This window comes from Paraburkholderia flava (genome assembly GCF_004359985.1).
GTDB classification, from domain to species: domain Bacteria; phylum Pseudomonadota; class Gammaproteobacteria; order Burkholderiales; family Burkholderiaceae; genus Paraburkholderia; species Paraburkholderia flava.
The window spans coordinates 771355-794532 of the sequence record NZ_SMRO01000003.1 but is presented as its reverse complement, the minus strand read 5'-3'; the positions used below and the strand labels follow the sequence as shown (position 1 = coordinate 794532).

21 protein-coding genes are annotated in these 23178 nt (G+C 63.8%); 2 read left to right on the top strand and 19 right to left on the bottom strand.

Annotated features, from left to right (window positions below; genetic code table 11):
- Positions 1 to 121 precede the first annotated feature (121 nt).
- From E1748_RS26095 to E1748_RS26070, 6 genes are all read right to left on the bottom strand, one after another.
- Positions 122 to 847, bottom strand: a complete 726-nt coding sequence (locus E1748_RS26095; protein ID WP_133650152.1) for an amino acid ABC transporter ATP-binding protein — start codon at positions 845 to 847, stop codon at positions 122 to 124.
- Complete coding sequence (gltK, locus tag E1748_RS26090; protein WP_133650151.1) at positions 844 to 1521, bottom strand: glutamate/aspartate ABC transporter permease GltK; 678 nt, start codon at positions 1519 to 1521, stop codon at positions 844 to 846. Before gltK ends, E1748_RS26095 begins: the two co-directional genes overlap by 4 nt.
- Complete coding sequence (locus E1748_RS26085) at positions 1521 to 2261, bottom strand: amino acid ABC transporter permease (RefSeq protein WP_133650150.1); 741 nt, start codon at positions 2259 to 2261, stop codon at positions 1521 to 1523. Before E1748_RS26085 ends, gltK begins: the two co-directional genes overlap by 1 nt.
- A gap of 81 nt (positions 2262 to 2342) precedes the next feature.
- Entirely contained in the window at positions 2343 to 3236 is an 894-nt protein-coding gene (locus E1748_RS26080; protein WP_133650149.1) for a glutamate/aspartate ABC transporter substrate-binding protein, read from the bottom strand.
- Positions 3237 to 3505: 269 nt separating this feature from the next.
- Complete coding sequence (locus tag E1748_RS26075) at positions 3506 to 4810, bottom strand: Glu/Leu/Phe/Val family dehydrogenase (protein WP_133650148.1); 1305 nt, start codon at positions 4808 to 4810, stop codon at positions 3506 to 3508.
- A gap of 168 nt (positions 4811 to 4978) precedes the next feature.
- Complete coding sequence (locus E1748_RS26070) at positions 4979 to 5935, bottom strand: LysR family transcriptional regulator (RefSeq protein WP_133650147.1); 957 nt, start codon at positions 5933 to 5935, stop codon at positions 4979 to 4981.
- Between the two features lie 198 nt (positions 5936 to 6133).
- On the opposite strand from E1748_RS26070, the gene purB reads away from it, so the two are divergent.
- Entirely contained in the window at positions 6134 to 7522 is a 1389-nt protein-coding gene (purB, locus tag E1748_RS26065) for an adenylosuccinate lyase (RefSeq protein ID WP_133650146.1), read from the top strand.
- Between the two features lie 84 nt (positions 7523 to 7606).
- On the opposite strand, the gene E1748_RS26060 is transcribed toward purB, so the two are convergent.
- The 4 genes from E1748_RS26060 to edd form a co-directional block, all read right to left on the bottom strand.
- Positions 7607 to 8110, bottom strand: coding sequence for a gluconokinase (locus tag E1748_RS26060; RefSeq protein ID WP_133650145.1), 504 nt, complete (start codon positions 8108 to 8110; stop codon positions 7607 to 7609).
- 13 nt (positions 8111 to 8123) lie between these two features.
- Complete coding sequence (locus tag E1748_RS26055; RefSeq protein WP_133650144.1) at positions 8124 to 9539, bottom strand: GntP family permease; 1416 nt, start codon at positions 9537 to 9539, stop codon at positions 8124 to 8126.
- Between the two features lie 306 nt (positions 9540 to 9845).
- Complete coding sequence (eda, locus tag E1748_RS26050; protein WP_133650143.1) at positions 9846 to 10487, bottom strand: bifunctional 4-hydroxy-2-oxoglutarate aldolase/2-dehydro-3-deoxy-phosphogluconate aldolase; 642 nt, start codon at positions 10485 to 10487, stop codon at positions 9846 to 9848.
- Between the two features lie 3 nt (positions 10488 to 10490).
- Complete coding sequence (gene edd, locus E1748_RS26045) at positions 10491 to 12377, bottom strand: phosphogluconate dehydratase (RefSeq protein ID WP_133650142.1); 1887 nt, start codon at positions 12375 to 12377, stop codon at positions 10491 to 10493.
- A 286-nt stretch (positions 12378 to 12663) separates the two neighbouring features.
- Here edd and E1748_RS26040 point away from each other — a divergent pair, with 286 nt between their 5' ends.
- Positions 12664 to 13509 carry a MurR/RpiR family transcriptional regulator gene (locus tag E1748_RS26040; protein WP_133650141.1) on the top strand — a complete coding sequence of 282 codons (846 nt, stop codon included), beginning with the start codon at positions 12664 to 12666 and terminating at the stop codon, positions 13507 to 13509.
- A 48-nt stretch (positions 13510 to 13557) separates the two neighbouring features.
- On the opposite strand, the gene E1748_RS26035 is transcribed toward E1748_RS26040, so the two are convergent.
- From E1748_RS26035 to E1748_RS25995, 9 genes are all read right to left on the bottom strand, one after another.
- Positions 13558 to 13974, bottom strand: coding sequence for a CopD family protein (locus tag E1748_RS26035; protein ID WP_133650140.1), 417 nt, complete (start codon positions 13972 to 13974; stop codon positions 13558 to 13560).
- Positions 13975 to 14095: 121 nt separating this feature from the next.
- Positions 14096 to 15367 carry a glutamate-5-semialdehyde dehydrogenase gene (locus tag E1748_RS26030; RefSeq protein WP_133650139.1) on the bottom strand — a complete coding sequence of 424 codons (1272 nt, stop codon included), beginning with the start codon at positions 15365 to 15367 and terminating at the stop codon, positions 14096 to 14098.
- Positions 15368 to 15528: 161 nt separating this feature from the next.
- Positions 15529 to 16620 carry a DNA polymerase III subunit delta gene (gene holA / locus E1748_RS26025; RefSeq protein WP_133650138.1) on the bottom strand — a complete coding sequence of 364 codons (1092 nt, stop codon included), beginning with the start codon at positions 16618 to 16620 and terminating at the stop codon, positions 15529 to 15531.
- Positions 16621 to 16657: 37 nt separating this feature from the next.
- The gene (locus E1748_RS26020) at positions 16658 to 17209 is read right to left on the bottom strand and encodes an LPS-assembly lipoprotein LptE (RefSeq protein WP_133650137.1); all 552 of its coding nucleotides are present in this window, start codon (positions 17207 to 17209) and stop codon (positions 16658 to 16660) included.
- 80 nt (positions 17210 to 17289) lie between these two features.
- The gene (gene leuS / locus E1748_RS26015) at positions 17290 to 19884 is read right to left on the bottom strand and encodes a leucine--tRNA ligase (protein WP_133650136.1); all 2595 of its coding nucleotides are present in this window, start codon (positions 19882 to 19884) and stop codon (positions 17290 to 17292) included.
- Between the two features lie 237 nt (positions 19885 to 20121).
- Positions 20122 to 20559: an ExbD/TolR family protein gene (locus E1748_RS26010; protein WP_133650135.1), complete on the bottom strand. Its 438-nt coding sequence runs from the start codon at positions 20557 to 20559 to the stop codon at positions 20122 to 20124.
- A 42-nt stretch (positions 20560 to 20601) separates the two neighbouring features.
- Positions 20602 to 21270: a MotA/TolQ/ExbB proton channel family protein gene (locus E1748_RS26005; RefSeq protein ID WP_133650134.1), complete on the bottom strand. Its 669-nt coding sequence runs from the start codon at positions 21268 to 21270 to the stop codon at positions 20602 to 20604.
- A gap of 77 nt (positions 21271 to 21347) precedes the next feature.
- The gene (gene dapB / locus E1748_RS26000; RefSeq protein WP_133650133.1) at positions 21348 to 22145 is read right to left on the bottom strand and encodes a 4-hydroxy-tetrahydrodipicolinate reductase; all 798 of its coding nucleotides are present in this window, start codon (positions 22143 to 22145) and stop codon (positions 21348 to 21350) included.
- 141 nt (positions 22146 to 22286) lie between these two features.
- Positions 22287 to 23114, bottom strand: a complete 828-nt coding sequence (locus E1748_RS25995; protein WP_133650132.1) for an outer membrane protein assembly factor BamE — start codon at positions 23112 to 23114, stop codon at positions 22287 to 22289.
- Positions 23115 to 23178: the final 64 nt, after the last annotated feature.

The following is a 23178-nucleotide window of genomic DNA, read 5'->3' as shown; positions in this document are numbered from 1 at the left end:
CACGGTCACGCAAAAAACAAAAGCCGCTCTCAGTGAATGAGAGCGGCTTTTTTCTGGCCAGCTAATCAGACGCATCTGCCGCACGTCGAAGCACGCGACCGCAGCAGCTATGGCGCCAAAATCAATGCAGGATCTTCGCGAGAAAATCCTTCGCACGATCCGACTTCGGATTCGCGAAGAATGCTTCCTTGCGGTCGTCCTCGACGATCAAGCCCTGGTCCATGAAGATCACGCGATGCGCGACCTTACGGGCAAAGCCCATTTCGTGCGTCACGCACATCATCGTCATGCCTTCCTGCGCGAGTTCGACCATCACGTCGAGCACTTCGTTGATCATTTCGGGATCGAGCGCGGACGTGGGTTCGTCGAACAGCATCGCGATCGGATCCATCGACAGCGCGCGCGCAATCGCCACGCGCTGCTGCTGACCGCCCGACAACTGCCCCGGGTACTTGTCCGCATGCGCGCGCAAACCCACGCGATCGAGCAGCTTCAGCCCCTTCGTCGCCGCTTCGTCCTTCGAGCGGCCGAGCACCTTGATCTGCGCAAGCGTCAGGTTCTCGGTGATCGACAGGTGCGGAAACAGCTCGAAGTGCTGGAACACCATGCCGACCTTCGCGCGCAGCTTCGACAGATTCGTCTTCTTGTCGCCGAGCGATTGACCGTCGATCGTGATGTCACCCTGCTGAAACGGCTCGAGTCCGTTCACGGTCTTGATCAGCGTCGACTTGCCCGAACCCGACGGCCCGCACACGACCACGACCTCACCCTTTTTGACTTCCGTCGTGCAGTCGGTCAGCACCTGGAACTGACCGTACCACTTCGAAACGTTCTTGATAGAAATCATCTTGCGACCTTTTTCTGAAGACCTTTGACAAGGCTCGACGCGATCACGCAAACCACGAAATAACACGCGCCCGCGAACAGTATCATCTCGACATTCGTACCGTCACGATCGCCAATATTCGTGGCCGTGCGGAAGAAATCGGCGAGACCGATCACGTAGACGAGCGACGTATCCTGGAAGAGCACGATGGCCTGCGTGAGCAGCAGCGGCACCATCGCGCGGAACGCCTGCGGCAGCACGACGAGGCGCATCGCCTGCGCGTAGCTCATGCCGAGCGCGAACGACGCGTTGATCTGCCCGCGCGGCACCGCCTGGATACCGGCGCGGATGATCTCCGAGTAGTACGCCGCTTCGAACAGCGAGAACGCGACCATCGCCGACGCGAGCCGGATGTCGATGTCCGGCGACAGGCCCAGCACGTTCTGCAGCACCTGCGGCACGATCAGGAAGAACCACAGCAGAACCATCACGAGGGGAATCGAGCGGAACACCGTGACGTAGCCCTTCGCGAACCACACGAACGGCTTGAACGACGACAGCCGCATGATCGCGAGGAAGGTGCCCCAAACGATACCGATCACGATCGCGAGCGTCGTGATTTCGGCGGTGATGATCGCTCCGGTCCACAGCGTAGGCAGTGCGCCCGGAATACCGCTCCAGTCGAAATGATGCATCACTTACCTCCGATATAGCCGGGCAGGCGGCTCTTGCGTTCGATCCAGCGCATCAACTGCATCACGACGAGATTGATGATCACGTACGCGAGCGTCACCGAAATAAACGACTCGTAGGTTTGCGCCGTGTAGTCGACCAGTTGCCGCGCCTGTGCCGACAGATCGAGCAGACCGATCGTCGAGGCCACCGCCGAGTTCTTGAAGATGTTCAGAAACTCCGACGTGATCGGCGGCACAATGATCCGGTACGCGACCGGCAGCAGCACGTAGCGGTACGTCTGCCACTGCGTGAAGCCCATCGCGAGACCGGCCGCACGCTGACCGCGCGGCAGCGCGTTGATGCCCGAGCGCACCTGTTCGCACACGCGCGCAGCAGTGAAAAGGCCGAGACAGATGATCGACGACGAGAAGAACTGCGCGCTTGGCGGCAACTGTTTGAACCACGTGCCGATCGAAACGGGCAGCAACTCCGGTATCACCAGATACCAGACGAAGAACTGCACGATCAGCGGAATATTGCGGAAAACCGCGACGTAGACGGTGCCGATACCCGCGAGCCACTTGTTCGGCATCGTGCGCAGCACGCCGAACAACGACCCGACGATCAGCGCGATCACCCAGGCCGACAGCGACACCGTGATCGTCACCCAGAAGCCCGACATCAGCCAGCCGAGGTACGTCGTCGGCTCGCCGGTCGAAACGGGACTCAGCAGAATGCCCCAGTTCCAGTGATATGACATGACAAGACTCCAGCAAAAAGAAACGGAAGAAGCGCGTAGCCTCTTCCGTTTCGTTCAGCGTGTTGAACAGACCGCTAACGGTTAATCGATTGCCTTGTCGTTCGGGCTCTTGAACAGAGCCTTGATATCATCGCTTTCCGGGAAGTTCAGGTTGAGACCCTTCGGCGGAATCGGCGATTCGAACCACTTCTTGTAGATCTGATCGCCTTCGCCCGACGTTTCGACCTTCGCGATCGCGTCGTCGACGACCTTCTTGAACTCGGGATCATTCTTGCGCATCATGCAGCCGTACGCTTCACGCGATTGCGGCGCACCGACGATCACGAAATCGTTCGGCGTCTTCGACTTCGCGCGTTCGCCCGCGAGCAGCGCGTCGTCCATCATGAACGCCACGGCACGACCGGTTTCCAGCGTCTGGAACGACTCGCCGTGATCCTTCGCGCTAATGATGTTCATCCCCATGCTCTTGTCCTGGTTCATCTTGCGCAGCAGACGCTCGGACGTGGTACCCGCCGTCGTCACGACGGTCTTGCCCTTCAGGTCCGGGAAATCCTTGATGCCCGAATCCTTGCGCGTCATCAGGCGCGTGCCGATCACGAAAATCGTGTTCGAGAACGCAGCCTGCTGCTGACGCTCGGCGTTGTTCGTCGTCGAGCCGCACTCGATGTCGACCGTGCCGTTCTGCACCAGCGGAATCCGGTTTTGCGAAGTGACCGGCGTGAACTTGACCTTCAGGTTCGGCATGTTCAGCTTCTGCTTCACTGCCTCGACGACCTTCGCCTGGAACTCGTACGAGTAGCCGATGACGTTCTGCTTGTCGTCGTAGTACGAGAACGGAATCGACGATTCGCGGTGACCCAGAGAAATGACCCCCGTATCCTTGATTTTCTTGAGCGTTCCAGCGTCCTGCGCGTGCGCGCCTACCGTGAACAGCCCCAGGGTTGCGAGCAACAACGCAGCTTTTTTAACCTTCATGTGTGATCTCCTTGGCAAGAACGGCGCCAGTTTAGCAAAGTAATTATTCTGAAAGTAATGCTTGTAAACCATGCGACGAGGCCCGCCGGCTGGCCCGCTGCGAGAAGCGGCCAAAGTTGCGCGGCGAACGTGCGCAAAAAGGCGGCCGATCTCTCGGGGAGATCGACCGCCGGTACTGCACGCGCTCTTGTGGAGCGAGTCGGGTTGTCGGAGGATCGGCCGGGGGGTGGGGGCCGATCCTTCGAAAAAATGCCTGCTGCTTCAGCGAATCAGGGGTACAGACCGCGCATTTCGCGCGCCTGGAGGATGCGTTTACACGCGACGATGAACGCCGCCGTCCGCACCGACACCTTCTGCTCGCTCGACACCTGCCACACGGCCGCGAATGCTTCGCGCATCACGCGTTCGAGTCGCTGGTTGATCTCGTCCTCGGTCCAGAAGAAGCTTGAGAAATCCTGTACCCACTCGAAGTACGACACCGTCACGCCACCCGCATTCGCGACGACGTCGGGGATCACGAGGGTGCCCTTGTCGTGCAGGATGTCGTCGGCTGCGGTCGTGGTCGGACCGTTTGCGCCTTCAACGACGATCCGCGTGCGGATCTTGTGCGCGTTCTTTTCGGTGATCTGGTTTTCGAGCGCGGCCGGGATCAGGATGTCCGATTCCACGGTCCAGAACTCGTCGGCGGCGATCACGTCGGCACCGGCAAAACCGCCCACACCACCCGTCTTCGCAACGTGCTCGAGCAGCGCGACGGCGTCGATACCCGACGCCTTGTACAGCGAGCCCGTGTGATCCTGCACCGCGACGATCTTCGAGCCGGCTTCCTGGAATAGCCGCGCGGCGATACCGCCGACGTTACCGAAGCCCTGCACCGCGATACGCGCGCCTTCGATGTCGAAGCCGATGCGTCGCGCCGCTTCGCAGCCGACAACGAACACGCCGCGGCCCGTCGCTTCGCGGCGGCCGAGCGAACCGCCGAGCGTGATCGGCTTGCCGGTCACGACGCCCGTGGCCGTCTGGCCCTGGTTCATCGAGTACGTGTCCATCATCCACGCCATGATCTGCTCGTTCGTGTTCACGTCCGGCGCAGGGATGTCGGTATTCGGTCCGATGATGATGCCGATTTCGCTGGTGTAGCGGCGCGTCATGCGCTCGAGTTCGCCACGCGACAGCTTGCGCGGATCGACGCGGATACCGCCCTTCGCGCCGCCGTATGGCACGTTCACCGCCGCGTTCTTCACCGACATCCATGCCGACAGTGCCATCACTTCCGACAGCGTCACGTCCTGGTGATAACGCACGCCGCCCTTGCCCGGACCACGCGACACGTTGTGCTGCACGCGATAGCCTTCGAAGTGCGCGACGGTGCCGTTATCGAGTTCGATAGGCACATCGACGATCAGGATCCGCTTCGGGCGCTTGAGGGTTTCGAGCCAGCGCGACAGGGGGCCGAGGTACGGCGCCACACGGTCGACCTGACGCAGATAGTTACCCCAGGGGCCAAGGTCGTCGCTGTTCAGATAGGACGGGATGGACTGCAACGATGATGCGGACTGCGGTTGTGATGACATGAACACTCCGGCTGTCGAACGAATGCGGCCATTGTCGAAAAACGCCGGAGTGAAATCCAATGCCGTTTGTTCATCCCGTTATGCTTTTCGTGCATAACGTCTAAAAGACGCAAAAATCGGTCGCGAATCGCGCAATAACCGGTCGCCGGATCGGACCTCACGGTCGTGTCATTTCTCGCGCGACCTGAGTTCGTCGCTCACCGTCTCCCACAACTGACGCACCAGCAGATGACGCGGATCGTCACCCTGCACGGCCAGCTTGTCGCAGTACAGGCGGATTTCCATCGCCAACGTGAACTGCCCTTCGGCGACGCCGCGGGTCGCGCGATCGAGGCGGATCAGCCGGCCGTCGGCGACGGCGTCCTCCACTGCACTGTGCGGCAGGAACGCGATGCCGTGACCCGCCAGCGTCATCGCCTTCAGGCCTTCGGCCATGTCGGTTTCGTACACGCGATCGAGGTAGAGACGCGCCGGCGCATTCGCGACGATCACCTCGGTCATCCGCCCGAGGTACGCGTTCGGCGTGTACGACAGATAAGGCGCGGGAGACTCCGGCGTGCCCGGCAGCGTGAAACGCGCGCGGCCCGCACGCGTCGCGGCCGAGAACGGGCTGATCAATTCGATGCCGAGCGTCAGCATGTCGTAGCGGGCGGGATCGAGCGCGACCGGATGGCTCGGATGGTGATAGCCCATCACGAGATCGCAGCCGCCTTCGACGAGCGACAGCACCGCATCGTGCACGTTCAGTGCACGCAGCCGCGTGTGCACCGGCCCGAGCCGCGCCTCGATGCGTTGCAGCCAACTCGGAAAATACGTCAGCGATAACGTGTGCGGCACCGCGAACTCGATCGTCGCGGCCGGCGTCGCGGTATGTCCGCGCAGCAGCGTGCGCGCTTCGTGGAACTGCGACAGCATCGCGAGCGCCTGTTCGTAGAACACCCGCCCGGCGGAAGTCAGCCGCGTCGGATACACCGAACGATCGATCAGCTCGGTGCCGAGCCAGGCCTCGAGCGCCTGGATGCGTCGCGAGAACGCGGGCTGCGTCACGTGACGCAGTTCCGCCGAGCGGCTGAAACTGTGGGTCTCCGCGAGCGAAACGAAGTCTTCAAGCCATTTGAGTTCCATGGGACCTTGGGCAACGCGAAATAAGCGCGGCGACGGGCGATAAGCAGGCAGGCACCGCCGGTCTGTCGCAGCCAGCATTCTAGCGGCGCGCCGCCGTTCGCGATGGGCCGCCGGCCAGACACACGCGGGACAGGCCGGTCGCCGCACGGTGGTAAAATTCGCGGTTCTCCCGATCTTCACCCTCCGGCCCGTCCCATCATGTCCGACACCCGTCCCGATACCCTCTTCGCGCTGACCGCGCTTTCCCCGCTCGACGGCCGCTATGCGTCGAAAACCGAAGCCCTGCGCGACTGGCTGTCGGAGGCCGCGTTCATGCGCCATCGCGTGACGGTCGAAATTCACTGGTTAATCGCGCTGTCGCGGGCCGGTTTCGCCGAGGTACCGCGCTTCTCAGACGCGTCCGAACAATTCCTGCTGCAGCTCGCCGAGCGCTTCACCGCGCACGACGCCGCGCGCATCAAGGACATCGAGCGCGTGACGAACCATGACGTCAAGGCCGTCGAATACTGGTTGAAGGAGTCGGTGAAGGGTCAGCCGGAACTGGAGCGCGCGAGCGAGTTCATCCACTTCGCGTGCACGTCCGAGGACATCAACAACACGTCGCACGGCCTGATGCTCGCCGGCGCGCGCGAACACGTGATCCTGCCGGCGCTGCACTCGGTGTACGACCGCCTCGTCAAGCTCGCGCACACGCACGCCGAGCAACCGATGCTGTCGCGCACGCACGGCCAGCCGGCCAGCCCGACCACGCTCGGCAAGGAAATCGCGAACGTCGCCGCGCGGCTCGCTCGCGCAATCGAGCGTATCCGCAACGTCGAACTGCTCGGCAAGATGAACGGCGCGGTCGGCAACTTCAACGCGCATCTGTCCGCGTACCCGGAATTCGACTGGGAAGGGTTTTCGCGCGAGGTCGTCGAAGACCGGCTGAAGCTGAAGTTCAATCCGTACACGATCCAGATCGAACCGCACGACTACATGGCCGAACTGTTCGACGCCGTCGCGCGCGCGAACACGATCCTGCTCGATCTCGACCGCGACGTGTGGGGCTACATCTCGGTCGGCTACTTCAAGCAGAAGACGAAGGCCGGCGAAATCGGCTCGTCGACGATGCCGCACAAGGTCAATCCGATCGACTTCGAGAACTCGGAAGGCAACCTCGGTCTCGCGAACGCAACGCTGCGCCATCTCGCCGACAAGCTGCCGGTATCGCGCTGGCAGCGCGACCTGACCGACTCGACGGTGCTGCGTAACATCGGCGTCGCGTTCGGCTATTCGCTGCTCGCGTACGACTCGCTGATCCGCGGCCTCGACAAGCTTGAAGTGAATCCGCAGCGTCTGAACGACGATCTCGACAATTGCTGGGAAGTACTCGCGGAGCCGGTGCAGACCGTCATGCGTCGCTACGGCATCGAGAATCCGTACGAGCAGTTGAAGGAGCTGACGCGCGGCAAGGGCATCACGCGCGAAGGGCTGCAAACGTTCATCAACGGCCTGCAGATTCCGGCCGACGCGAAAGAACGTCTGCTCGCGATGACGCCGGGGTCGTATGTCGGCAAGGCGGTGGAGCTGGCGAAGCGGATCGCGTAAGTTATCCGTTCTTATCCGCTGTAAAAAAAGGCGCTCAACTCGAGCGCCTTTTTCATTCGGCTCGCCGCACGAAGCGGCACACCTTTAAGCGCCGTTGCGGCGCTTCAACTGATCGAGCACGTCGTCGACGATCTGCTCGGGCGTGAGGTCGATGCTGACCGTGATCGCTTCGTCGGCGCCCGGCTCTTCGAGCGTATCGAGCTGGCTTTGCAGCAGCGACGGATCGAAGAAGTGGCCGGTACGCGTCGTCAAGCGTTCGCGCAGGGTTTCGACCGTGCCGTGCAGATACACGAACACGACGTCGCTGTCGCCGTTGCGCAGGATGTCGCGATACGAGCGCTTCAACGACGAGCACGTGAACACCGCCGTTTCGCCGGCGCGCTGCTTCTCCTCGATCGCCTCGCGGATCGTGCGCAGCCACGGCCAGCGGTCGTCGTCGGTCAGCGGAATGCCGTGATGCATCTTCTCCTTGTTGGCCGCACTGTGAAACGCGTCGCCGTCGGTGAAGTCGCACTGCAGGCGCTCCGCCAGCATTTCGCCGATGCGCGTCTTGCCCGCGCCCGACACACCCATCGCTATCAAGATCATTACTGCTCCTTGCTTATACGACCGTCGCGAGTGCGAACGTCAAACCCAAACCGAGCAACGAAATGATGGTTTCGCACAGCGACCATGTCTTGAAGGTCTGCCCCACCGTCATCCCGAAGTATTCCTTGACCAGCCAGAAGCCGCCGTCGTTCACGTGCGAGAAGATCAGCGAACCGCAGCCGGTCGCGAGCACCAGCAGTTCGGCGCTGACGTGCACGCCGCCCGCCGTGGCGATCGGCGCGACGATCCCGCAGGCGGTCGTCATCGCGACCGTCGCGGAGCCCGTCGCGAGCCGGATCAACGCGGCAACGAACCAGCCGAACAGCAACGGCGACAGATGCGCGTTTGTCGCGACTTCGACGATCTCTTTCGAGATGCCGCTATCCATCAGCACACGACCGAAGCCGCCGCCCGCGCCGACGATCAACGTGATGCCCGCGATCGGCGCCAGACAGTCGCCGCAGAACTTCTGGATCTGCTCGCGGTTGAAGCCGCGCTTTGCGCCGAACGTCCAGAAGCTCACGAGCACGGCGATCAGCAGCGCGACGTCGGAGTTGCCGACGAATTTCAGCAGATCGTTGGGCAGCGTCTTCGGCGTGGACACGAGGTCGGCCCAGCTGCCGATCAGCATCAGGATCACCGGCAGCAGGATCGTGAACAGCGTGGTGCCGAAGCTGGGCAGTTCGCGCTTGACGGGCGCGGTCTTGTCCTTCGCTGCGCCGTCCTTGCCAGGCATCGCGGCGGCGCCGCCCGACGAATCCGCACCGACGAACTGTGCGGCGAGCGCATTGTTTTCCGGCAGCTTGATGTAGCGATGAACCAGCAGCGCGAACAGCGGACCGGCGACGATCGCCGTCGGCACACCGACGATGAGACCGTACGCAATCGTCCGGCCGATATCGGCGTGATACGCCTGCACGGCGAGCATCGCGGCCGGGTGCGGCGGAATCAGTCCATGCACGACCGACAGCCCCGCGACCATCGGGAGACCAATCAGCAGCAGCGATTTGCCCGTGCGCTTCGCGACGTTGAACGCGATCGGAATCAGCAGCACGAAGCCCACTTCGAAGAACACCGGCAACCCGACGATGATCGCCACGAACATCATCGCCCAGTGGATGTTCTTCTCGCCGAACCAGTCGATCAGCGTGGTCGCGATGCGCTCGGCGCCGCCCGACTCCGCCATCATCTTGCCGAGCATCGTGCCGAGGCCGACGACGATCGCGATGTGTCCCAGCGTGTTGCCGTTACCGGTTTCGAACGACTTCACAATCTGGCTCATCGGCATGCCGACCGCGAGCCCGAGCAGCAGCGAGACGATGATCAGAACGAGGAACGGATACACCTTGAAGCGCGTGATCATCAGGATCAGCACCGCGATGGCGATCAGTGCGTAAACCAGCAGCATGCTGCCGTGGACTGCTTCCATGAATTTGTCTCCTCTGTAGAGAGAGCGGCTGGTCGCTTTAGCGCTTACCCATGCGCGATGCGTCCACGTCCTATGGCAACCTTGAACGACGCCAGCATGGCCGTCGCACAGTCGCTGAATTTTACTGTCTGTTTAGCGCCCCGGCGTGTGAATGTGCAATGCTCATTCACCTCGCCTTGCACCGTACAACGAGAAGCCTCGCGCAACAACCATGAAGGTTGCTACGCGAGGCTCCAAGTGGCAAGTTCCATTCCCTGTGCGCTTCGCATCCTGCGCAGCTGGCGTCGATCGAAAAACCGTAAAGGATCAGTGCGCGGGCGGCGCGAGTTCGCTCGCGGCGCGTGCAAGCCGCGTAACCTCGGCCCAGTTCTGCGCGGCCACCGCGGCCTTCGGCGTCAACCACGATCCGCCGACGCACACGACATTCGGCAGCGCGAGGAAATGCGGCGCGGTCTCAGCGCTGATGCCGCCCGTCGGGCAGAACTTCAGCGTCGGGAACGGACCGTGAAATGCCTGCAGCATCGGCACGCCGCCGGCCGGCTGCGCGGGGAAGAACTTGACGATCTCGTAGCCGAGTTCGAGTGCCGCGATGATGTCGGTCGGCGTCATCACGCCGGGCAGTAGCGGCAAGCCGGCATCCTGCGCGGCCTGATGCATTTCCTTCGTGAGGCCCGGCGATACGCCGAACTGCGCGCCGGCCTTCTTCGCTAGCGCGCATTGCTCAGGGCGCGTGATCGTGCCGACACCGACGACGATGTCGTCGGCAAGACCGCTCGCCCGCTCGATCGCTTTCAGGCCGGCTTCGGTGCGCAGCGTGATTTCGAGTACCTTCACGCCGCCCGCGTGCAGCGCGCGCGATACGTTTTCGCCCTGCTCGGCCGATTCGAATGCGAGGACCGGAATGACCGGGCCGAGGCGCACGATGTCGCCTACTGTTGTCGTCGTCATGTTTTACGCTCCTTGTTTCTGCAATTCGTGGCCGGCATTGACGGCATGCGCCGCCGACTCGCCGACCAGCGGTCCGAATACCGATGCGCCCAGTTCCGCCGGCGCTGCTGCCGCGCGGAATACGCCGAACAGTTCGCGGCCGAAACCAACTTCGTTCGATGCCTGATGCACGGGCTCGGCGAGCGGACGTGCCGCCCATTCGGCCGCGTCGATGTCGATGTCCAGCACGCCCGCTTCCGCGTCGATCACGATCGTGTCGCCGCTGCGCACCTTGCCGAGCGGTCCTTGCAGCAACGCTTCCGGCGACAGATGAATCACCGCAGGCACCTTGCCCGACGCACCGGACATGCGGCCGTCGGTGACGAGCGCGACGTGGAAGCCCTGATCCTGCAACACGCCGAGCAGCGGCGTCAAACGATGCAGCTCCGGCATGCCGTTCGCGCGCGCGCCCTGGAAGCGCACGATCGCGACGAAGTCGCGCTTCAGTTCGCCGTTGTCGAACGCAGCCTGCACCGCTTCCTGCGAATCGAACACGATCGCGGGCGCGGTCACCTTGCGATGCTGCGCCGCGACCGCCGAAATCTTGATCACACCGCGACCGAGCTTGCCCTGCATCAGACGCAGACCGCCGTCCGCCTGGAACGGCTCGGCGATGCTGCGCAGCACGCTCGTGTCCTGGCTTTCGGGCACACCGTCGACCCACGTCAGCGTACCGTCCAGCAACTTCGGTTCCTGCGTGTAGTGCGACAGGCCGGGACCCGCCACCGTCTTCACGTCTTCATGCAGCAGACCGCCTTCGAGCAGGTTGCGCACGAGGAACGCGACGCCACCTGCGGCGTGGAAATGGTTCACGTCGGCCTTGCCGTTCGGATAGACCTTTGCGAGCAGCGGCACGGCCTGCGACAGTTCGTCGAAATCGTCCCAGTCGATCAGGATGCCGGCTGCGCGCGCAATCGCGACGAGGTGCATCGTGTGATTGGTCGAGCCGCCGGTCGCGAGCAGCGCGACGATGCCGTTGATAACGGCCTTCTCGTCGACGACGTGACCGATCGGTGTGTAGTGACCGCGATCGACGGTGATATCCAGCACACGGTGCGCGGCAGCGGCCGTCAGCGCTTCGCGCAGCGGCGTGTACGGATGCACGAACGCGGAGCCCGGCAGATGCAGACCCATCACCTCCATCAGCATCTGGTTGCTGTTCGCGGTGCCGTAGAACGTGCAGGTGCCATGACCGTGATACGCGGCCGCTTCCGCTTCGAGCAATGCGTCGCGGCCGACCTTGCCGGTCGCGAACTGCTGGCGGATCTTCGCCTTGTCGTCGTTGGAAAGGCCGCTTGCCATCGGGCCGGCGGGCACGAAGATGGTCGGCAGATGGCCGAACTGCAGCGCGCCGATTAACAGGCCCGGCACGATCTTGTCGCAGATGCCGAGACACAGCGCAGCGTCGAACATGTTGTGGGTCAGCGCGACCGCCGTGCTCATCGCGATCACTTCGCGCGAGAACAGCGACAGTTCCATCCCCGCGTTGCCCTGCGTGACGCCGTCGCACATCGCGGGCACGCCGCCGGCGAATTGCGCGACGCCGCCGTTTTCACGCGCGGCGCGCTTGATGACGTCCGGGTAGTCCTTGTACGGCGCGTGCGCCGACAGCATTTCGTTGTACGAGGAGACGATGCCGATGTTCGGCGCCTTGATCGCCTTGATCGTGAGTTTGTCGTTGCCTTCGAGGCCCGCGAACCCGTGAGCCAGGTTCGCGCACGACAGCGCGCCGCGGGCGGGGAACTTGCCCTGTGCTGCATCGATGCGGGCCAGGTAGGCCTCGCGGGTAGCCTTGCTGCGCTCGATCACGCGTCGCGTGACCTTCATCAAATGCGAGTGCGGGGAAACCATCGAATCTCCTTCGTCTTCTGGCGGGGACGTGTTGCACGGTGTGGCGCGGCCGGGTGGTCCCGGCATCTCTGATTCGGCATCTTAGTAGAAAAACTACAAGCAAGCAATGCGAATGGCCACGCTTGCGCGATATTCAATTTACCCGCCAAACCCTTAATTCACAGCGTCTTCGCCGATTGCGATCAGAACCTAGGGAATACACCTACCGCCGATATGTAGTTTTTGTACATTTCCGTGAATCCGCTATAGTCCACCCATCTCTTTTCAGCATAGAGCGAGTTTCCTGATGATGCTGTCCCAGGTGAGAGCGATGCGCGATCAGTTGCGGCCGTCCGAGCGCAAGCTGGCCGACTACGTCATCGAGGCGCCGCGCGAAGTGCTCGATCTGTCGATGACCGAAGTCGCGCGTCGTGCTGGCGTGAGCCAGCCGACCATCGCGCGTTTTTGCCGCGCGCTCGGCTTCTCCGGTTTCCGCGAATTCAAGATCCGGCTCGCGCAAGGCGTCGCCGCCGACGTGCCCGCCGTCTATCGCGACGTGCGACCCGATGAGCCGGTGCCTGGCGTCGCGGCGAAGGTGCTCGACCGGACCATCGGCGCGCTGATCCAGGTGCGCAACAATCTGTCGTCGGATGCGGTCGCCGCCGCGATTACGCTGCTCACCGCCGCGCGGCGCATCGAGTTCTACGGCGCGGGCGGTTCGGGCATTGCCGCACAGGACATGCAGCACAAGTTCTTCCGGCTCGGCATGCCGAGCGTCGCGTACTCGGACCCGCACACGTTTCTGATGTCGGCGGCGCTGCTCGGCGCGGGCGACGTCGTCGTCGCGATCTCGAACACGGGGCGCACGCGCGATATCGTCGATGCCGCGAAGGCGGCACTCGACAACGGTGCAAAGGTGATTGCGGTCACGCACGGCAATTCGCCGCTCGCGCGGGTCGCGACGATCGGCCTGCACGCGAACGTCGATGAAGACACCGACGTGTTCTCACCGATGACATCGCGCACATCGCATCTCGCGATCGGCGACATCCTCGCGGTCGGCGTTGCGCTGCAGCGTGGGCCGGAGTTGACGGAGAAACTGGCGGGAGCGAAGGACCTGATCACGCGTCGGCGGATCGGCCCCCAGGGATAGGGGAGAGACTGCGCGGCACACGCCGCGCGGGAAAGACCGGGAAGAGTCTTAGAACGGTTTGATCACCACCAGCGCAACCGCGGCCAGCAGCCCGAGCACGGGCAGTTCGTTGTACATCCGATACCATTTGTGCGAGCGGCGATTCTCGCCGCGCTCGAAGGTCGCGAGCAATCTGCCGCAGTACGCGTGATAGATCACGAGCAGCACGACCACGCCGACCTTCGCGTGAATCCAGCCTTGCCCGCGTCCGATGCCGATCACGAGCCACATCCACAGTCCGCACAGCAGCGCGGGCACCGCGATGAACGTCATGAAGCGGAACAGCTTGCGCGCCATGATGAGCAGCCGGTTGATCGCGGCAGGCTCCGTCTCCATCGCGAGATTTACGAAAATACGCGGCAGGTAGAAGAGGCCAGCAAACCACGCAGCCACCAGGACGATGTGAAACGTTTTGATCCAGAGCATCGGCGATCCTCGGAAGATGTGATGGCCCGGCGACGAAGCGTCCGTCGTCCGCGGCGATCAATGACGGATGATCAGCGGGACCGGGCAACCGTTGCGAGTTGCCCGGCGTAGGTTACGTCGGTTACTGCCGGCCTTCGCCGTGCCCCAGCACGATGTACTTCAACGACGTGAGCCCGTCGAGTCCGACCGGCCCGCGCGCGTGCAGCTTGTCGTTCGAAATGCCGATCTCCGCGCCGAGACCGAACTCGAAGCCGTCGGCGAAACGCGTCGATGCGTTCACCATCACGCTCGCCGAATCGACTTCGCGCAGGAAACGCATCGCGCGGTCGTGGTCTTCGGTGACGATCGCGTCGGTGTGCGCGGAGCTATACGTGTTGATGTGATCGATCGCCGCATCGAGGCCGTCGACGATCTTGATCGCGAGCACCGGCGCGAGGTATTCAGTGCGCCAGTCTTCGTCGGTCGCATCGACGAGCGGACCGACCTTCGCCGCTTCGAGCACCGCGCGCGCTGCCGGATCGACGCGCAGTTCGACGTCCTTGTCGCGATACAGCTTGCCGAGCGGCGGCAGGACTTCGTTCGCGATGCCGCGCGCGACCAGCAATGTTTCCATCGTGTTGCACGTGCCGTAGCGATGCGTCTTCGCGTTGTCGCAGACGGTCAGCGCCTTCGTGAGATCCGCGCGATCGTCGACGTACACATGGCAGATGCCGTCGAGATGCTTGATCATCGGTACGCGCGCTTCTTCCATCAGCCGCGCGATCAGGCTCTTGCCGCCGCGCGGCACGATCACGTCGACGTATTCGGTCATCGTGATCAGCACACCAACCGCCGCGCGATCCGACGTCGCGACGACCTGCACCGCATCCTGCGGCAGCCCGGCCGTCTCGAGGCCTTCGCCGATCAGCTTCGCGAGCGCCGTATTGCATTCGAGCGCTTCGGAACCGCCGCGCAGGATCGTCGCGTTGCCGGATTTCAGACACAGCGCGGCTGCGTCGATCGTCACGTTCGGCCGCGATTCGTAGATGATGCCGATCACGCCGAGCGGCACACGCATCTGGCCGACCTGGATGCCGCTCGGCCGGTACTTGAGATTGCTGATTTCGCCGATCGGATCGGGCAGCGCAGCAACCTGCCGCAAGCCTTCGACCATCGTCTTCACTGCCTTGTCGGACAGCGTGAGCCGGTCGATGAACGCCGCGTCGAGTCCGCGTTCGCGCGCCTTCGCGACGTCGCGCGCATTCGCTGCCTTCAACTGCGCCGCGTCACGTTCGATCGCGCGCGCGACCGCTTCGAGCGCGGCGTTCTTCGCCGCCGTCGACGCACGCGCCATCGCACGCGATGCGTGACGGGCGCGGCGACCGAGGTCGGTCATGTACTGGTCGATATCCATCGTTGTGATTCTCGGATGTCCGCGCGGACCGACAACGGTTCAGGCGCGGTGTGCTGCAGGGTTAAGCAGGAGATGTGTCGATTGTAAGTCGGGCGACGCGGGTTTGCTCACCCGTCGTTGCGTAGCCGGTGACGGCGTGGCGCGCGGCAGGCGCAGTGAGATCAGCGTGCGCGGCGCACTGGTGCCGCTGCCGAACCTGGACGTGGCGCCGCGACCATCATCGCGAGTTCGAACAGGCCATCCCACGGGTCCGGCGGCGGATTGTCGCGGGGCCGGCCCGGCACGTTGCCCGACAGTCCCTTCACCTGACGATCCAGCCGTGCGGCGAGGCCCAAGCCTTTTTCAAGCGCAGCCTCGGTGACGCGCGACAGCGCCGGTCCGACGAGCCGCTCGCGCGGTCCCCATACGCGGTTCTCGCGCAGCAGCATCGCGAGCGGCTTGCCCGCTTCGACGCCGCGCTTGATACGCAGCAGCGTGCGCACTTCCTCGACGACCGCCCACAGCACGAGCACCGCGGCTTCGCCTTCGCCGCGCAGCCCGTCAAGCATCCGCGACAGACGGCCGACGTCGCCCGCCAGCATCGCTTCGTTCAGCTTGAACACGTCGTAGCGTGCGACATTGAGGACGGCGTCGTGCACCTGCTCGAACGTCAGCACGCCGGCCGGATAGAGCAGCCCGAGCTTCTGGATTTCCTGATGCGCGGCGAGCAGATTGCCCTCGACGCGCTCGGCGATGAACTGCAACGCGCGCCGTCCGTCTTCGCCTGGCGCGGTCCTCTGATTCTGCAACGCGAGCCGCTGACCGATCCAGTTCGGCAGTTGCGCGCGTTCGATCGAATCGACTTTCAACGCGACGCCCGCATCCGCGAGCGCTGTGAACCACGCCGACTTCTGCGTCGCGGCGTCAAGGCGCGGCAGCGTGACGAGTGTGAGGACGTCCTGGTTGACCGTCGCGGCCAGCGACTTCAGCGCATCCGCGCCTTCCTTGCCGGGCTTGCCCGACGGAATGCGCAACTCGACCAGTTGCCGGTCGCCGAACAGCGACATCGACTGGCTCGCACCGAGCAGCGAACTCCAGTCGAACCCGCGTTCCACCGTGAACACCGAGCGGTCCGTGAAACCGGCCGCGCGCGCCGACGCGCGAATGCGGTCGCACGCCTCTTGCGCGAGCAGATGCTCGTCGCCGTACACGACGTACAGTCCCGCGAGTCCTTTCGCGAGATGCGGTTCGAGCGCGTCGAGTCTTAGCTGCATGACGACGAAGGCGTGCCGTTGAACACGATGCGACCGGTCACAGCGGCGGCGGCGGCAACGGTGCACGCGGCGAAACGGCCGGCACGCCCTGGCCCGGTGCCGGATGCAACGACCGCACGGCGGACAGCCGGCGCGTGAGCTGATCGACTGCGTCGCTGCGCATGTCGGCGATCAGCAGATCCATTTCCGACGACTTCGCCTGCGAGTACTGGTCGCTATAGGTCATCGCGCGATTCAGCGCGATCGAGCTCGGCGGAATCAGCAGCGTGCCGTCCGAGCCGACGAGCGAATAGTTCAGCGTGTAGTTGATCTGATATTCCTCGACAACGCCGAGCGAATTCAGCGTCAGCGTGCTCGTGCCCGTCGATTCGGACATGCGCAGCGTCGCGTCGGCGTTCACCGCCGAATTCACCACGACAGTATCGCTGCCGCCTTCGACCATCCGCGTGAGACGCGCGGCCGCAGCCGGATTCGCGCCCGTGAGGGCGAGGCGCTTGAACGCGTAGTCCTGCTGGCCGCGCAGCTGGAAGCCGCACGCCGACAGCATCAATACGCTGCATACCAGCGTCACAAACGATCTGCGAGTCACATTGGCTCCTGGTTCGCAGTCAAACCGCGGCGGCTGAACGGCGCTTCCTCACGGGCGCACCGTCTGCCGCCGCCTCGACATCAAACGACGATATTCACCAGCCGTCCCGGCACCACGACGATCTTCTTCGCGGGCTTGCCTTCGCTGAACTTCGCGAACATTTCGTGCGCGAGCGCAACGGCTTCGATCGCTTCGCGCGATGCGTCCTTCGCGACCGTCACCGCGCCGCGTACCTTGCCGTTCACCTGCAGCACGAGTTCGATCTCGGCCTGTTCGAGCGCCTGTTCGTCGACCTTCGGCCATGCCGCATCGAGCAGCGAACCGGATTCGTCCGCGTAACCGAGTTCACGCCACAACTGGAACGTCACGTGCGGCACCACCGGGTACAGCACGCGCAGCAGCACGCTATACGTTTCGCGGAGCACAGCGGGCTGCGCGCCCTTCGCACCTTCGAGTGCGTTCAGCATCTTCATCGCCGCCGACACGACCGTGTTGTACTGCAACCGCTGATAGTCGAAATCGGCCTGCTTCAGCACGCTGTAAATCTCGCGGCGCACCGTGCGATCGACATCGTTCAACGCGGCCGCCTTCCCGGACACAGCCTGCTTCAACAGCGCCTCGTTTGCGTGGCCAAAACTCCACACGCGACGCAGGAAGCGGCTTGCACCCTCGACGCCCGCACCCGACCACTCGAGCTGTTGCTCGGGCGGCGCGGCAAACATCGTGAACAGACGCGCGGTATCCGCGCCGTGCAGATCGATCAGCAGTTGCGGATCGACGCCGTTGTTCTTCGACTTCGACATCTTCTCGACGCCGCCGAGCACGACCGCTTGACCGTCCGAGTTCAACGTCGCGCCGACCGGACGACCCTTGTCGTCGTGCGTGACGGTGACATCGGCCGGGTTGTACCAGGTCTTCTTGCCCGAGTCGCTTTCGCGGTAATAGGTTTCGTTGAGCACCATGCCCTGCGTGAGCAGGTTCTTCGCGGGCTCGCCGAAATTGACGAGGCCGAGATCGCGGCTCACCTTCGCCCAGAAGCGCGAATACAGCAGGTGAAGAATCGCGTGTTCGATGCCGCCGATGTATTGATCCATCGGCATCCAGTAGTCGGTGCGCGCGTCGACCATCGTCGTCGCGTGCGGCGACGCGTAGCGGTAGAAGTACCACGCGGAATCGACGAACGTGTCCATCGTGTCGGTCTCGCGCTTCGCCGGTGCGCCGCAGGTCGGGCACGTGCAGTTCACGAACGCTTCCGACTTCGCGAGCGGATTGCCCGTGCCGTCCGGCACGAGATCTTCGGGCAACACGACCGGCAGATCTTGCTCGGGCACCGGCACGTCGCCGCAGGTGTCGCAGTGGATGATCGGGATCGGCGTACCCCAGTAGCGCTGACGCGAAATACCCCAGTCGCGCAGACGCCACGTGACCTGTTTGTCGCCGAGGCCGAGCGCCTTCAGATCGCCGGCGATCGCATCGACCGCTGTCGCGTACGTCATGCCGTCGTACTTGCCGCTGTTCACGAGCACGCCGTGTTCCTTGTCGGCGTACCACTCCTGCCAGGCATCGGTGGAGAACGACTGGCCTTCGACCGAAACCACCTGCGTGATCGGAATGCCGTACTTCTTCACGAACGCGAAGTCGCGTTCGTCGTGCGCGGGCACGCCCATCACCGCGCCTTCGCCGTAGCTCATCAGCACGTAGTTGCCGATCCACACCGGCACGCTTTCCTGCGTCAGCGGATGCGTGACGGAGAAGCCCGTTGCCATGCCCTTCTTTTCCATCGTCGCCATGTCGGCTTCGGCGACACCGCCCTGCTTGCATTCCTCGATGAACGCCTGCAGATCGGGGCGATCCTGCGCGAGACGCGTGGCGAGCGGATGCTCGGCGGCCACCGCGCAGAACGTCACGCCCATGATCGTATCGGCGCGCGTCGTGAACACGCGCAGCAGCTTCTGCTCGCCGTCGAGTTCGTACGGGAAACCGAAGTTCACGCCGTAGCTCTTGCCGATCCAGTTCTGCTGCATGATCTTCACGCGCTCGGGCCAGCCGAGGCCTTCGAGATCGCTCAGCAGTTCATCCGCGTACTGCGTGATGCGCATGTAGTACATCGGGATTTCGCGCTTTTCCACCAGCGCGCCCGAACGCCAGCCGCGCCCGTCGATCACCTGCTCGTTCGCGAGCACGGTCTGGTCGACCGGGTCCCAGTTCACGGTACCGGTCTTCTTGTACGCGATACCCTTCTCGAGCATCTTCAGGAACAGCCACTGGTTCCACCGGTAGTAGTCGGGGCTGCAGGTCGCGACTTCGCGCGACCAGTCGATCGCGAGGCCCATCGACTGCATCTGGCCTTTCATGTACGCGATGTTGTCGTAGGTCCAGCGCGCCGGCGGCACGCCGTTCGCCATCGCCGCGTTTTCGGCGGGCATGCCGAACGCGTCCCAGCCCATCGGCATCAGCACGTTGTAGCCGTTCATCCGCAGATAGCGGTACATCACGTCGTTGATCGTGTAGTTGCGCACGTGCCCCATGTGCAGCTTGCCCGACGGGTACGGCAGCATCGATACGCAATAGAACTTCGGCTTGTCGGTGGTTTCCGTCGTCTTGTACGCGTCGCTCGCGCGCCATTCGGCTTGAGCGGCGGATTCGACGTCGGAGGAAACGTATTTTTCGTGCATGGTGTGATGGATCGCTGGGTTCGGTGCTTTCGCACCGGGCGTGGTGCTCTGCGTAACGATCGCCGGCTAGTTCGACGATCGGGCGCCCTTCGGCGAAGGGAAAGCGCTGATTATACCGTCCGGCGGTCGGTGCGCCGTGGGTTGCGAACGGGGTTCGCGGTGCTTGCGGTGTGGGGTGGATGGGCTGGGCTCAGCGCTCGTCGATGATTGGCCGGCTTACGTAGCAATCCATGCGCATCAGTGCACAGGGGCCGACGCGGGCGGCGGCGGATCCGTGACGAAACCCAGACGCTCCAGCCCCGCCTGCTGCGCCGCGCCCATCACCTGCGCGACGATCTCATAGCGCGTATCGCGCGCGGCGCGCAAATGGATTTCGGGCTGTTCCTTGCCTCGCCCCGCGTCGGTCAGGCGGGCGCGCAACTGGTCAAGCGTCAACGGATTACCGTCCCAGTAGATCTTGCCGGCGGCATCGATCGACAGCGTGATGGTCTGCGGTGTCTGCCGCGCCGACTCGGACGCGACGCGCGGCAGATCGAGCCGGATCGCGTGCGTGAAAAGCGGCGCGGTGATGATGAAGATGACGAGCAGCACGAGCATCACGTCGATCAGCGGCGTCATGTTGATGTCCGCCATCGGCGCGGCCTGCTGCTTCTTTTCGAGTCCGCCGAATGCCATGTCGTTTCTCCGCCCGAACACGGGTGCAGGTGACGGCGCGAATCAGGCCGAGGCCGGCGCGCACACGTACGCGTGCAGATCGTGCGCAAAGCCGTCGAGTTCTTCCGACAATTGCCGCACCATCCGTCCGAGCACGTTGTACGCGAGGACCGCCGGAATCGCGACGACGAGACCGAACGCGGTCATGATGAGCGCTTCGCCGACCGGGCCCGCGACGTTCTCGATCATCGCCTGGCCGCTCGACGCGATGCTGCCGAGCGCGTGATAAATCCCCCACACGGTGCCGAGCAGCCCGACGAACGGCGCAGTACTGCCCACCGACGCCAGCAGCACCTGTCCGAATTCGAGCCGACGCTGCGACGCGTTGAGCGCCTGCCGCAACGCACGCAGCACACGCTCGCTGCGTTCGACGCGCGCGAGCAGCGCACCTGGGATATCGGCTTCGGCGGCGTGCAATGCGGCTTCGGCGAGCGGCGCGAACACGCGTTCACGGTCAAGACGGCGCAGCACATTGACGCCATCGGACAGCGTCGGCGCCTGCCAGAACTGCGCAATGGCGCGCGGCCCCTGACGCTTCGCGCGGCTGAGCATCCACGCCTTGACGATCAGAAAGCACCAGCTCGCAACCGACATGGCCAGCAGCACGTAGGCGACCGCATGGGTGATCGCGTCGCTCGTTTGCAGGTAATGGATGATGCCGGTGCTTGCCATCGGACCTCGCCGTCTGATTGAAGCTGACTGAAGCTGAAGCGCGGCGGCGCGTTGCCGCCGGCTGCCGGTGAAAGCGCTCAGCGCAGGCCGAGCACGTCCTGCATGTCGTAGAGGCCGGCTGGCCGGCCTTCGAGAAAGCGCACCGCGCGCAGCGCGCCCTGTGCATACGACAAACGGCTCGCGGATTTGTGCGTGATCTCGATGCGCTCGCCGATGCCCGCGAACAGCACCGTGTGATCGCCAACGATATCGCCGCCGCGAATCGCGGAGAAACCAATAGTGGACGGATCACGTTCGCCGGTCACGCCTTCGCGGCCATACACCGCGCAGCTGTCGAGGTCGCGGCCGAGTGCGCCGGCGATCGTTTCGCCCATCATCAGCGCGGTGCCGGACGGCGCGTCGACCTTGTGACGATGATGCGCCTCGATGATTTCGATGTCGTAGCCGGTCGCGAAATGACGTGCCGCGAACTCGAGCAGTTTCAGCGTGACGTTCACGCCGACGCTCATGTTCGCCGCGAACACGATGCCGATACGCTCCGACGCCGCGCGCAGTTGCGTTTTCTGGTCGTTGTCGAAACCGGTCGTGCCGATCACGAGCTTCACGTCGTGGCGCAGCGCGGCCTCGATGTGCGCGATCGTGCCCTCGGGACGCGTGAAGTCGATCAGGTAATCGGATTCGGCGAATACACGGTCGAGATCGTCGGTCAGTACGACGCCGGTCTGTTTGCCGAGGAACGCACCGGCATCCTGACCGAGCTGCGGCGAACCCTCGCGGTCGAGCGCGCCGGACAGCGTCGCGGCGGGATCGGCGAGAACCGTTTCGATGAGCATCCGGCCCATACGGCCCGATGCACCGGCAATGGCAATCTTCATGGACAACTCGTGGGCTGGCAGTAGTAACGAGACGACGACGCAACGGCACGCGGACGGTTCAGCGTCAAACCCACCGCGCGAAACCGGCAACCGGTGGCAGCGCACGCATCACGCGCGCTGCCAGGCGGATAGACAGTGCGATTACTCGCCCGTTCCCGTACTGGGTGGTGCAGCGGACGGCGGCGCCGTAAGCGGTGCGTTGTACGTCGGGCCGCTGCTTTGGGAGCCGCCGGTCGGACCGACCGGATTGTCCTGCGGGCCCTGGACCTGCGGCGGCGCCGGACGATGGAACTGGAACTGCGGCTGACCCGGCTGCGTGGCAGCCTGCGGCACGCCACCGTTCGACGACGGCACAGCCGAGCGCACCTGCGGCGCGCCGCCAGACTGCAGCGCCGCGTTCGTCGCACGATTTGCGGCCTGTGCGGCTTGCTCGTTGGCGTCGGTACCCGCGGAAGACTGATCCGGCGCGCTGGACGCGTCCGCTGCAGGCGCAGCAGATGCACTGCTCGCCGCCGCCGCAACCGAAGCCCCGCTGGCCGCAGCCGGCACTTTCACTTTCTTGCCGGTCCGGTCGCCGTCGATTTCCGCGAGCAGCTCAAGATTGGACGGCAGATCTTCACCACCCGACCAGCTCGCGACGCGGTCACCCGCGAAGTTCACGACGAAATCGCGCTGCTGGACGATCGACGTCGAGCCGCGCTTGAAATAGAACACGTAGTCCCAGCGGTCCGCGTGGAACATGTCGGTCAGCAGCGGCGTGCCGAGAATCTGCTTGACCTGCGCGCGCGACATGCCGACCTGCATCTGCGCCGCGGCTTCCTTCGAAACGAAGTTGCCTTGCACGACGGTAATACGATACGGCGTGATGGTTTGCGCGATGCGCTGCGTCAGGCTGTCGTAAGTAGAACATCCGCCGAGAACGGTAATCACCGCAACCGCCGCAACCGTGCTCAACAAGGTACCCCGCATGCGGCTCCCCCGGTAGATCGATAAAGATTTAGAAATCATTTCCACTCACCGTGCGGGCTCGGTG